Below are 13,690 nucleotides of genomic sequence, written 5' to 3'. Positions count from 1 at the left end.
GGTTGTAAATATCGCGCCCCGAAGAATTGATTTTGTTTAAACAGTAACAAAAGATGTTGTTAAACCGATATTAAATCACTGAAAAATTGATCACTACTTACCGCCTTTTTTCCGACGAAGAGTTGACAAAACTGATTTGTCAGCAAAATGATGAACTTGCTTTTGGTGAGTTATACAGCCGGCATGTTCGTTTGCTGGTGCATACTGCTATTCGGAAAACGGGGGCACGCACTGCCGCCGAGGATCTGGTACAGGAAGTATTTTATAAATTCTGGCTTGGAAGAAATAAATTTGATATTCAGAAAAATGCCCAGGCCTATTTGCAGGGAATGCTGAAATATAACATTGTCAATTATTATTATCAGGAGCAAAAAAAGCACGTTTTTTCGATTGATGAGGTTGAATCTCCCGCCGACGATAAGACACGCGAGCATCTCGATTACAATCTGTTAAGCGAGCTTTATGAGCAATCACTTCTTAAACTTCCTGAAAAATGCCGCCAGGTTTTTGTGCTGAGCCGTAAGGGTTACAGCCTCAAAGAAATCGCGCTGACACTGGCAATTTCAGAAAAAACGGTTGAAGGGCACATCAGCAAAGCACTTCGCATTCTTCGCGTGGAAATGAAGGATTACATCGCTTTGGCGTTAATAAGCGTTGCATTTGCTTGATGAATTCAATTTTTTAAAAATAAATTCATATTTGACTAAGGGATATCCATTGAAATAGCAGACTGTATAATAAAGCTATTTCAACAAGTGTAAATCGTACACCTAAAATGGATCCCGCAATTCCTTCTTCTGATTTATTAAAAAGATACCTGAACAACCAGTGCAGCGAACACGAACGCACACTTGTTGACGCTTGGTATCAAAACCTTAAAATTGATTCCGGGGAGACTTTTTCAGCTTCGGATGAGGAAGTTTTGTACGAACGTATTCAATTGCAAATTTCGGATTCGGAAAATTATCAAAAACCCAAAATTTTACCATTCAGACAACTGTGGTATTATGCTGCCGCAGCTGTTGTAGGCCTGGGTATTTTCTTTACCTATGTCACTCAGCAGAAAACCAGAAAATTTTTAGCAGAAACAAATGCCATCGATTCATCACTGATCAGTTTTCGTAACAATGAAAAAAGAATCATTCGCTACAATTTGCCTGATCATAGTATTGTCTGGCTCCAACCTGGTGCTTTTATAACACATCCCCATTCTTTTGCATCCAAAATAACCCGTGAAATAAACTTTCAGGGTGAAGCATTTTTTGACGTAACGCGGGATGCCCGGCATCCATTCATTATTCATTGCGGGAAATTAAAAACAGAAGTGTTGGGTACAAGCTTTAACGTGAAGGCGAATGAAAATGAATCAAGTTACAAAGTTTCGGTTATTACGGGAAGCGTTGCAGTGAGTAAACAAAACCCGGATCACAAAACGGAGACAGTTGTATTGAAACCAAAACAACAAGCTGTTTTTGAAAAAATTACCAATCGAATGACCGTGGATGTTTCTCAGGATAATGAAATGATCGATGAAAACTGGCAATCGGTTTCATTGGTCTTTGACGAAACGCCCATGAATGAAGTTGCTGATCGCCTGCAAAATACCTTTCGTATAAAAATCGAGTTCGCGAATCCTGCGATCAAAAAATGTCGTCTGAAAGTAGATTTTAACAACCAAAAACTGCCTGAAATTCTTGGAATGATCGAAACACTTCTCGGGACGACGTATGAGATTGACGGCGAGAAGGTGGTTTTGAAAGGAGAAGGTTGTAATTAATAGTTAATGATTAGTTTGTTAAATACTTAAACAGTGCAGCAAATGACGTAAAACAATTACTTAATCAAATTTAATGTCTGCTCAAAAAAAATCAGGAGTGGTTGCGACACTCCTGATTATAAACTGATCAGATATCCTAGAACGTGCAGTTCACAAATGATCACCTGGCAAATGTTGCCTAGTGATTTTGCAGGATCGTTGTTTCCAACATTTAATCAATTCTCAGTAAAATTATGAAAAAACATTTTCATCCACGGCATGGATTGCTATTCAAAATCATGCGATTAACATTTTATCAACTCGTTTGCGTCGGTTTATTCTCCGCAATGGCCTATGCACATACTACGCCAGCACAGGATCTGCTGAACCGGGGAATAACTTTGGAAGTAAAGAATGTGTCTTTACAGGAAGCTCTGACCAAAATTGAGCAAAAAGCAAAAATGCGCTTTGCATATAGTAGCGACCTCGTCAAGGCACATCAGGCCGTAACAATTACAGCAAATCAGGAAAAATTATCTTTCGTTCTTGATCGTTTGTTTTCTCCTATGGGCATCGCTTATAAGGTCAGCAACGATCAGATTCTTCTATCAAAATCTCCCGGTAAGACTGGGGAAAATTCATCTCAACAGGCCAAAATAATTGAGACACCTGCAGATGTTAGTATATCCGGTACCGTCAAGGCAGAATCGGGTGACGGGTTACCGGGAGTAAGTATCATCTTAAAAGGAACGCAGCGCGGAACGACCACCGATATCAATGGAAAATATCAGCTGGAATTGCCGGATGCAAATGCGGTTTTGATATTCTCTTTCGTCGGTTTTATTTCGCAGGAAGTAATTGTTGGCAACCGGACAACTGTCGATATTTCCCTTATCGCCGATACCAAAGCGCTTGACGAAGTGATCGTCGTTGGATATGGTACACAGAAAAAATCAACTTTAACAGGTTCGGTTGCTTCGATTAAGGGAGGAGAAATCGCGGAAACGCCGGTACCAAATATTTCTAATTCCATGGCCGGAAGAGTTGCGGGTGTCAGCATGCGTCCAAATGGAGGCCAGCCAGGTGCAGATTCTCCTGAAATTCATATTCGCGGAATTGGTACGACTGGAAATAACAAACCGCTTATCGTTGTCGACGGGATTATTCGTGATAATATCAACCAAATCGATCCGACTGCGATTGAGACAATTTCAGTTTTAAAAGATGCCGCTGCGGTTGCTCCATACGGACTCGGCGGAGCTAACGGCGTAGTTTTGATCACCACAAAAAGAGGAAAAACAGGTGCGCCTTCCCTGACTTTCAGCAGCTATTACGGAACACAGACACCTACATATTACCCTAAATTATTGAGTGCCCAGGATTATATGCGACTTAAAAATGAAGCATATTCCAATGAAAATCCGACAGGAACACAGCTTCCGTTTGCAACAGATCTTATTGAAAATTACATCAGTCTGAATGCAAAAGATCCGGACCTTTACCCGATCAGCGACAGTAAAAAGTTGGTTAACATGAATGCGCCGATGCAAAACTATAATCTGCAACTGAGCGGAGGCGCTGAAAAAATTAAGTATTATGCAGGCTTGGGTTTTTTACAGCAAAAAGGGATGTTTGACCCAATTCGCTATACCCGTTACAACTACAACCTGAATCTGGAAGCGCAGGCAACCAAAACAACTACTGTTACTCTGGCGCTGATTGGATCTATTGAAAACACAAAATCTGTGGATGATGCGGTGAATGCTACCAACCTTTTCAGAAATGGATTTAAATATATTCCAATCCGCAGCTTGTATTACAGCAATGGTTTATGGGGCGAATTTGCAGGAAATTCCCCGGTTGGTATCCTGAATGCAGGTTATAGAAGAAATACAAATAACACCCTTTTGACAACGCTGGCTATTGAACAGAAACTTCCTGTGAAAGGATTAAGTATCAAAGGGACTTTCAGTTATGACCCAAATCAGCGGACGGAGAAAGGCTGGCACACGCCATTTTACTACTACACCCAAAATACCAATGCAACGCCTTACACTTACAAAAGAGAAATTTCTACTTCAGAAGGTGGCGCACCGGCCTTTACCTATCTGAGACAGGAATATAGAAAAACGCAAACGTTCAGTTATCAGGCTTATCTGAATTACCACAATTCATTTGGCAAACATGATTTCACTGGATTGTTGGTAGCAGAAGCGAGAAATAACACTTACGAAATTTTTTCTGCCCGCAGAAATAACTTCGCGATCAATACGGATGAGCTCGATATGGGCAGCTCGAATAAAAATGATTTTGATAATTCGGGAACATCATCGACCGGAAGTCAGATTGGTTATGTCTACCGGGTTGGTTATGCTTATGCCGGAAAATATCTCTTCGAAGCGTCGGGGCGGTATGATGGGCACTACTACTTTGCGCCAGGAAAAAGATATGGATACTTCCCGGCATTCTCTGTGGGTTGGGTAATGTCAGAAGAAGATTTCATCAAGAAAAGCCTTCCGATGGTAGATAATCTGAAAATAAGAGGATCATGGGGAAAATCCGGAAACCTAGCAGGTACTGCTTTTCAATATCTGACAGGATATAATTTGTATGGAAATGCTTACGCGCTTGGCGCCGGCTCCATGGTTCAGGGTTCATATCTTCCCAATGAGGCAAATAAAAACATCACCTGGGAAATTGCGACCAAAACGGATATCGGTTTTGAAGCAACGTTATGGAGAGGTTTGCTGAATATCGAGGCAGATTATTTCCACGAAAAAAGAAGTGGTATGTTATTGCCTCCAGCTGTGAGCGTCCCGATCGAGTACGGACTTGGACTTGCTGATGAAAATGCAGGAATCATGACCAACACCGGATTTGAATTCAGTCTCGGTACACAATACAAATTTTCGAACGGGCTAAAACTTGGGATTAACGGAAATATGAGTTATGCCAAAAACAAAATGGTACAGATCTTCGAAACGGCAGCAACTCGCAACAATCCAAACCGCAGCAGGACAAACCGTCCATTCGGAACACCATTTGGTTATAAAGCGCTGGGAATTTTCGGAACTGAGGACGATACAAATGATGACGGGATTATTGACACAAAAGATGGTTACAATGTAACACAGTTCGGCGTTTTGCATCCGGGCGATATCCGTTATGCTGATATCAGCGGGCCTGATGGAAAACCGGACGGAAGAATCGATGCGAACGATGAAGCGGTCATTGGAAAACCTGTCTCGCCATTTTTGAGTTATGGTCTTACGCCGACAGCAAACTGGAAAGGCTTTGATGTCAGCCTCTTTTTCCAGGGATCAGCGCTTGCCAGCCTTGATATCCGCCAGTTTCAAACCATTCCTTTTAATAACAACAACAGTAATTCCAGCTACGAATATTATGACAACCGCTGGACCCCTGACAATCAAGGAGCACGTTACCCGAGAGCAACACAGGCACCTTATGCCAACAATACCCAGGCTTCGGATTTCTGGTGGACAAGTACTGCGCATGTGCGTTTGAAAACTGCGATTATTGGTTATACACTTCCAAAAAGCGTAATACAGGCTTTGAAGATTCAGTCGGTGCGGGTTTATGCATCAGGACAAAATCTCTTCACGTTGAGCAAGCTGAATTTTATGGATCCGGAAGTTGGCTACACAGATCGTGAAACGGCCTATCCCAACCAAAAAGTTTATGTATTCGGTTTGAATGTTACTTTCTGATTTTTGACCATTCTAATATTATCTGATATGAAAAATACGAAACAAATCATTTTTACAGCACTGCTCTGCCTTTGCCTCAGCACGATTTCCTGTAAAGAAGATTTTCTGGATAACGAAATAAAAAGCCGGCTGACGGAAGAAACACAATGGGAATCGGAAGGAAATGCAGATATTTTCCTGAATGATATTTACCACGATCTTTCCAACAAATGGAATTCACCTGAAAATCTTGACAATTTCACGGATGATAATGATGCCGGTTTTTACTGGCGTTCATATAGCTGGAAACAGGGTATCGTAGATCCGTCCGTGAATCAGGGTTCGCCCATGGATCAGGAATATAACACAGCGGCCACGGTTACCAATTCAACCAATCATGCAACGGATTACGCCACATGGTCGGCAGGATATTACAAGATCCGCAAGTGCAATTTATTTATTGAGCGGGTTACTGAAAATGCTGCCAATTTCTCGGAGACTTATGTGAAGCAGAAAATTGATGAAGTGAGATTTTTACGGGCGTTTCTGTACAGTGAATTGTTTATGCACATGGGCGGCCTTCCGATCCTGACAAAAACCCTCGACAGAAATACGATGTCCACGGAAGAGCTTTACAACAAGCGCAGCACCTTTGAAGAAACCTTCAATTTTATTATTTCCGAACTGGATGCAATTGTAACCAATAAAGTTTTGCCTGTGAAGTATAACAATGGCGACGCAAATGCGGGTCGTTCTACGCTTGGCGCAGCCCTCGCGTTGAAAGGCTGGCTGGAATTATATGCCGCAAGTCCGGCTTTTAATACGGCAAACTCTCCTGCCGGCGCCGATCCGAACAAGATGATCAGCTTCGGAAACAATGATCCGGAACGTTGGAAAAAAGCAGCGGCTACGAACAAGCTTTTCATGGATACTTACGGCGGTACCTATGGTTTGTTTCCAGATATTTCTGCTTTCTGGTGGGAGAAAAATGAATACAATTCCGAAGTGATCTGGGATCGCCAGATTGTTGCTGTGATCATGGGCTCCAACTATGAGCAATATGGCGGTCCGGTATGGATCGATGGCGTTTATTATACCTGGGGCAACTACAATCCGACGCAGGAACTTGTCGATCAGTTTGCGATGGCCAATGGCAAACCGATCTCCGATCCTACATCCGGTTATGATCCGCAAAATCCATACGTCAACCGCGAAAAACGTTTCTATGATTTTATAGTGTACGATGGTGCTCCTTATAAACAGGATTGGATGGCGAGAGTGGATACCATTTATACAAGAATTGATAAAGTAAAACCTTCGAAAAACCAGATCGATTTTGGAACTGATGATGTGGGAAATACGGGATATTATTTCAAGAAAAAAATCAATCCTTTGAAACCAAGAGGTGGTGCTTCCAGCGGTCAGAATTATGTTTACTATCGTTATGCAGAAGTATTATTGAATTATGCCGAAGCTCAAAACGAAGTTTCCGGCGCAGATGTTTCCGTTTATGCTGCCATTAACGCGATACGCAAACGTTCCGCCCTTCCGGAACTGCCGGCAGGATTGAGCAAAGACCAGATGCGGGAAGCAATCCGCAGAGAACGCCGTGTTGAGCTTTGTTTTGAATCGAAAAGATTTTATGATATCATTCGCTGGGCCATTGCAGAAGATGTGATGAATAAAGATCTGCACGGCATGAAAATCACGAATTCTTCGCCAAATGATAACAGGGGAAGATGGATTTACGAAGTGGTCGGCCTGAACCACCCACACGTATTCCACAAGAAAATGTACATGAACCCTATACCGCAATCGGTAAGAGATCAAAATAAAGAGATCGTTCAAAATCCGGGATATCAATAACACTTTTTTGTTTAGTCGAAGAAAAACCTTGCAACTCAGATCTCTGGCTGCAAGGTTTTTTTGTATTTGTATTATTACATTCAAAAATATAAAATTCGAATTATTACCATTCTGCGTAAACTGCTTTAAGGAAAATATAATTTAGTGATAATGAAAAAGTGTAAACTATTATTATCTTAATTTGCGCTTTTATTAATTAAAATTCGTAATATGACTAAATGTTATTTATCACTATTTTTCGTTTTACTTTCACTTTCAGCCTTCGCGCAGAAATTCAAAGTATCGGGGAAAATTACAGATGCCAACGGAGCGCCAATGATCGGCGCTTCGGTTATTGAAAAAGGAACCAGCAACGGCACAACTGCCGACGCCAGCGGAGTTTATGCCTTGTCAGTGGGATATTCCAACGCAACATTGATCGTTACCTATGTCGGTTACAACAAAATCGAAAAAGAAATTGGCGGTCAGGAAACTCAGAATTTTACGCTGGAAGATGCAACTTTATTAAGTCAGGTAACAGTAGTTGGTTCGAGAAACATGAATCGTTCATCAACTGATACGCCAGCGCCTATTGATGTGATCAATATCCAGGAAGTTACTACCAAACAAGGCCAGCTTGATGTGAATCAGCTTTTACAATTTGCAGCTCCTTCCTTTAACTCAAACAGACAGACTGGTTCAGATGGTGCGGATCACGTGGATCCGGCTTCGCTGCGCGGTCTTGGCCCTGATCAAACATTGGTGCTTATAAACGGGAAAAGACGTCACCAGTCTGCATTGGTTAATTTGTTTGGTTCAAGAGGTCGCGGAAATACAGGAACGGACCTGAACGCAATTCCGGCAGCTGCTATTGAAAGAATTGAAATATTAAGGGATGGTGCGGCGGCACAATATGGTTCGGATGCAATCGCGGGTGTTATTAATATTGTTTTGAAAGAAACAGTGAATCAATTGACTGCCAATGTAAATGCGGGAATGTACAAAGCCAAATATCGTTTTGATGATAAAAATTTTGATGGACAGAATTATAATGTTAACCTGAATTATGGTCTGAAAGTTGCTAAAACAGGTTTCATTAATGTTACCGCCGACTATAACTTCCGCGATCACACGAACCGCGCCAATACAAGTCCGCTTGACGAAATCAGCCGCAGACAATATGGTGATCCGCAAATGAAAAATGCTGCGATTTACTATAACGCAAAAATCCCGGTTGGAAAAAACTTCCAGGTTTATAGTTTTGGCGGTCATAACACCCGCACGGGAGATGCTTATGCCTGGACACGTTTTGCTGATAGTGACAAGAACATTCCCGCAATTTATCCAAATGGTTTTGATCCGATTATTGCAAGCAAGATTACCGATAACGCTGCGACAGTTGGGGTGAGAGGTGTATGGAAACAATGGGATATTGATTTGAGCAACACCTACGGGTTTAATAAATTTGACTTTTCTGTAAAAAATTCTTTGAATACTTCGCTTGGAGCGCAGTCGCAAACTTCGTTTGAGGCGGGTGGTTTTCAGCTTGGTCAAAATGTTACCAACCTGAATTTTACCAGGTTTTACAAATCTGTTCTAAGCGGTCTGAATGTTGCCTTTGGAGGAGAATATCGTACAGAGCGTTATAAAATATTTGCAGGCGAGGAAGCATCATACGCGACCTATGATCAGAATTTCGCTGGCGGATCTCAGGGTTTTCCAGGTTTCAGTCCGGCCGATATCACCAATAACAGCCGCTCAAATGTTGCCGCTTACGTCGATGTTGAAGCTGATATCACAAAAAAACTATTAGTAGACGCAGCGGTCCGTTTCGAAAATTATAGTGACTTTGGGAGTACATTAAATGGTAAACTGGGCGCAAGGTATAAGGTCACTGACGATATCGCGATTCGCGGTTCGGTGAGTACAGGATTCCGCGCGCCGTCACTGGCTCAGAAATATTTCAATTCAACATTTACCAACTTCGTCAATGGTCAGGCAGTTCAGGTTCTTCTTGCAAATAATAACAGTGCTGTTACCAAAACGCTCGGAATTCCGGAGCTGAAACAGGAAACGTCTGAAAATGCCAGTTTAGGTATAACCGTTACGCCGAAAGGTTCTGCGTTGTCGGTGACTGTGGATGGATACTACGTAAAAGTAAAAGACCGTGTTGTTTTAACCGGTCAGTTCAGTGACGAAGATGAAGCAATCGGCCCGTTATTGAAATCGTTAAATGTTGGTCAGGCACAATTCTTCACCAACGCGCTTTCATACACAACAACGAAAGGTATAGATGTAATTATCGCCCATTCGACCGCTTTGGGAAAAGGTCGTTTCAGCACTACACTGGCGGCTAATTTCAACTGGATGAAACTTGGACCGATCAACACAAGCCCTGCACTTATTGGAAAAGAAGATACCTATTTTAACCAAAGAGAACGCAGTTTTGTACTGGCATCAGCTCCTCCATCAAAAATCAATCTTACTTTTGATTACACTGTAAACAAATTTAGTCTGATGGTAAGATTTGTTCGTTTTGGCGAAATAAAATTGACGAACTGGAACTACGGTTCAATCAACGAAGAGACAAATAAGGATTATACACCAGAGGAATACACAGATGTTTACAAACCGAAAGTACAGACAGACGTAACTGTAAATTATAAGTTCAGCAAAAACGTTTCACTTTCTATCGGTGGAAGTAATATTTTGAATGTATATCCAAACATGTCAAAACCCTACCTGACTGAATCAGGCGGTGCGTGGGATCCGGTTCAAATGGGCAGTAATGGCGCCTTTTTGTTTACAAGACTGGGTTTCAGATTTTAGAAAATTGAATGGCTGACCAACCGGTTTATAAAAACAACCGAAGGTTATTGATTAAATTTATAGTTTATAAAAAACGCCGTGTGGATCTAAAAGATGATCTGCACGGTGTTTTTTGTTTTAAGTAAAAATTCAGAACAGGATTACATTTTAAGATTTACAACGTCAAACCTTAGCATGGCACAGCATTTATAGCCATATTGTAAAGAACTATATCTTAACCCGTCAAAGCAGGAAAATGAAAATTGTCGTTATAGGAGGAGGATTCGCAGGTATCAACCTGGTCAGGCATTTAGCAAATAAGCCAGGTATTGAAATAATTCTAGTAGATAAAAACAATTATCATTTTTTTCCGCCTCTGATCTATCAGGTCGCCACCTGCTTTCTGGAAGCTTCCAGCATTTCCTATCCGTTCCGGATGTTTATGCACAAAATCAAAAACCTGCGGTTCAGGCTTGGTACGCTTTCGATGATAATTCCGGAAGAGAAAAAGGTAATTCTCAGTACAGGAGAGCTTACTTACGATTATCTGGTACTCGCCAGTGGAACGGTAACCAATTTTTTTGACATGAAAAATGTTCAGGAAAATGCTATTCCAATGAAAACGCTTGACGATGCCATGGCCATGCGCAACATTTTGCTGCAACGTCTGGAAAAAGCGACTGTTACTACGGATGAACTTGAAAAAGAGAAATTAACAACAATTGTTGTTACCGGCGGCGGCCCGACCGGCGTGGAAATATCCGGCATTTTAGCAGAAATGAGAAATAGTATTCTCCGAAATGATTACCCGGAACTTGAAGGCATCAAAACGGAAATTTATCTGGTCGACGGCGGTGAATCCTTGCTTTCCCATATGAGCGAAAAATCGCAAAGACATACGCATGATGAGCTCAGAAAAATGGGTGTAAAAATCAAATTGAAATGCCGTGTCAGTGATTTTGTAGACGGGCAGGTTTTCTTTAAAGACGGGGATTCAATTAATTCTTACAACCTGTTATGGGCAGCAGGTATCACTTCGCAAAAGTTTGACGGAATTCCGGAACAATGTTATGGCCGGGGCAACAGGTTAATGGTCGACGAGTACAATGAAATAATTGGCATGCCTTCTGTCTATGCAATCGGTGATACCAGTTTTCAAACAAATGATCCTGCCTATCAACATGGACATCCGCAGGTGGCTCAGGTGGCTTTGCAGCAGGGAATTAATCTTGCGCGAAATTTCGTAAACATTCAAAAAGGTGCGGGTCTGCAATCTTTCATATATAAAGACAAAGGTGCAATGGCTATTATCGGAAAAAGCAAAGCAGTTGCTGATTTACCAAAGCCGAAAGTTCATTTTAAAGGATTTATTGCCTGGATCGCCTGGCTCTTTATTCACCTGGTTTCACTGATCCACTATCGTAACCGGGTGAAAACGCTCTACAACTGGTTTGTCTCCTATCTAAAAAATGATCAGTCGTTGAGAATGATTTTCAGGCCGAAAAATTATTGACAGCTGTTTAAGTTATCTGATTTAATAGGTCAGTAAATAATATCAACACTTCACAACGAAGTGAAGAGTTTTTGTGTCTGGTTAAATATATTCCAAAACTCGACGCTATGAAATACAAAATTTACTTGACCTTGTTTTTGTGCTTTTTGACAACACTGGTTTTCGCACAAACCAAAGATGTTGAAAGAAAATGGCATTTTGGTATTCTTGGCGGCACTCACATTTTTGGTGAAACTTTTACTTACGAAAAAATAAAAACCGTGAAGGGTGCCGTTCTTGGTCTTGATCTTTCGTATAAGTTTTTACCGGCAAAATCAGGATTATCCTTTCATGTTCAGCCGAATTGGAGTATATACATCCGTACAAATAGTGGGAACAGCACGACATACGACTATAAGATTCAATCCATCAATTTGCCGTTGCTGCTACGGTATACTTTCTTAACCGGAAAAATTCGCCCATTCCTGGAAGCTGGGCTGAATGTAAGAACACGAACTTCTTTTGACATTGATATAAATGGAAGAATATGCAGTTACGAACCTGCCATGTGTTTTTCTGGTCAGGAAACAAGAGACATGCATTCACAAACTTCACAGGATCGGGTTGGTGTTCTGGCAGGAGTAGGAATAGAATTTGATGTTTGGAGAATTTCTATACCCGTTTCAATAAGATTCAATGAGGGAATTGGTACCTACAAAATGAAAGAAAGATTTGAAGATCATTACTATTACGATGATATCAAAACCAGAAATATTCAAATAACAACCGGAATCACATTTTAGACAAAAAGATATCCCAGCTGTTATTTGTAAAAACGGATATTACATAATCAGGTTATTCACCAGCAGGCTCGCTTCGTTTGGCAAATTCCGCATCAATCAGATAAGCACCTTTTACGACAAGTTGCTCATTATCAAATTTATTTTTTGAAATAATTTCAACAAGATCTTCCTTTACAGCATTTCCTATTTCAACCGGAATACGACGGAATGATTTGTTATTTTCTTCAATATAAATAAATCCTGTCGCTCCTTTGCGGACAATCGAAGCAGCGGGAACCATCGTTGCCTCCCGGTTTCCAGTCTGAATTTTTGCATTGACATAAGCTCCCGGAACCAGCTTTGCTTCCTGAATTCGATCTTTAATATGCGCGTGGACATTCAGCGTTCTTGTTTCGCCTTCCAAAACTTTCCCAACCATAAGGACATATGCTTTTACAGGTAAAGCGCCATCGTTAAATTGCACCATCACCGTCTGATCTTTCTTGATTTTGGAAGCATCATGTTCAAAAACGGTTAAAGAAATATGCATATCACTCTTATCTGCCAGCTCAAAAATGGGCTGCCCGGCCGCTACTTCTTTTCCAAGATTTACATTCGCAGCTGTGATATAACCATTCACAGAAGAAACGATTCGAACGGCAGGCGTGATTCCTTTTTTATTTAACGTTTCTGTTGAAAGGCCAAGTATTTTAAGTTTCGCTTCCAGGGATTGAAGCAAGGCTTTTGTAGAGCGCTGGTTGGCTTGTGCCTGTTCAAAATTTTTCCGCGCACCAACATTTTCACTGCTCAATGTCCGCTGGCGTTCCAGTTCCTTTTCCTGATAAGCCAGCTGACTTGCGTTTTGAAGATAATCCTGCTGCAATTGTATAAACTCAAAACTTTCCAGTGTTGCCAGCAATTCTCCTTTTCTTACAGGCTGACCGGGAATTCCTTTCATATAATTGATTTTTCCGCTGATTGGTAAACTCAGCGTCGCCTGGTTTTCAGGTGGAAGCTCTACAATTCCGTTCGCCTTAACCTCATCACTTACCGTCTCCAATTTCACATTTCCAAGTTGGATGCCAATGGATTGATACTGTTGCGGTGTCAGCTTGATCTGATCAATTTGCGAAGTGTCTACAATTGTTTTATTCTGTTCAATATCAGCTTCTTCCGTTTTCGATTCGCAGGAAATTGTCGCTAAACCAATCATGCTGACCAAGCCGGCGTAGAAAAGGCGTTTTTGGGAAATACTTTTTAATGTCTTCATTTCAGTGAAAAATTATTTTGATTCGGGGTA

Annotated in this window: 8 protein-coding genes; 7 read left to right on the top strand and 1 reads right to left on the bottom strand. The window is 41.2% G+C overall.

What is annotated here, in order from left to right; genetic code table 11:
- Positions 1–86: 86 nt before the first annotated feature.
- From L0657_RS26765 to L0657_RS26735, 7 genes are all read left to right on the top strand, one after another.
- Positions 87–668: an RNA polymerase sigma factor gene (locus L0657_RS26765; protein ID WP_235153883.1), complete on the top strand. Its 582-nt coding sequence runs from the start codon at positions 87–89 to the stop codon at positions 666–668.
- 107 nt (positions 669–775) lie between these two features.
- Positions 776–1,777 carry a FecR family protein gene (locus tag L0657_RS26760; RefSeq protein ID WP_235153876.1) on the top strand — a complete coding sequence of 334 codons (1,002 nt, stop codon included), beginning with the start codon at positions 776–778 and terminating at the stop codon, positions 1,775–1,777.
- A 233-nt stretch (positions 1,778–2,010) separates the two neighbouring features.
- Positions 2,011–5,484, top strand: a complete 3,474-nt coding sequence (locus L0657_RS26755) for a TonB-dependent receptor (RefSeq protein ID WP_235153873.1) — start codon at positions 2,011–2,013, stop codon at positions 5,482–5,484.
- Positions 5,485–5,511: 27 nt separating this feature from the next.
- Entirely contained in the window at positions 5,512–7,329 is a 1,818-nt protein-coding gene (locus tag L0657_RS26750; protein WP_235153866.1) for a RagB/SusD family nutrient uptake outer membrane protein, read from the top strand.
- Between the two features lie 210 nt (positions 7,330–7,539).
- Positions 7,540–10,137 (top strand): TonB-dependent receptor, encoded by a 2,598-nt coding sequence (locus L0657_RS26745; RefSeq protein ID WP_235153862.1) that lies wholly within the window; start codon positions 7,540–7,542, stop codon positions 10,135–10,137.
- Between the two features lie 235 nt (positions 10,138–10,372).
- Entirely contained in the window at positions 10,373–11,629 is a 1,257-nt protein-coding gene (locus L0657_RS26740; RefSeq protein ID WP_235153856.1) for an NAD(P)/FAD-dependent oxidoreductase, read from the top strand.
- Between the two features lie 107 nt (positions 11,630–11,736).
- On the top strand, positions 11,737–12,411 hold the full coding sequence (locus tag L0657_RS26735) for an outer membrane beta-barrel protein (RefSeq protein WP_235153854.1): 675 nt from the start codon (positions 11,737–11,739) through the stop codon (positions 12,409–12,411).
- Between the two features lie 52 nt (positions 12,412–12,463).
- Here the strand turns inward: L0657_RS26735 and L0657_RS26730 are convergent, their stop codons facing one another.
- Complete coding sequence (locus L0657_RS26730) at positions 12,464–13,660, bottom strand: efflux RND transporter periplasmic adaptor subunit (RefSeq protein ID WP_235153851.1); 1,197 nt, start codon at positions 13,658–13,660, stop codon at positions 12,464–12,466.
- Positions 13,661–13,690 lie beyond the last annotated feature (30 nt).

Source organism: Dyadobacter sp. CY345 (assembly GCF_021502725.1).
In the GTDB taxonomy this organism is placed as follows: Bacteria; Bacteroidota; Bacteroidia; order Cytophagales; family Spirosomataceae; genus Dyadobacter.
This window is presented reverse-complemented; position numbering and strand designations above follow the sequence as displayed.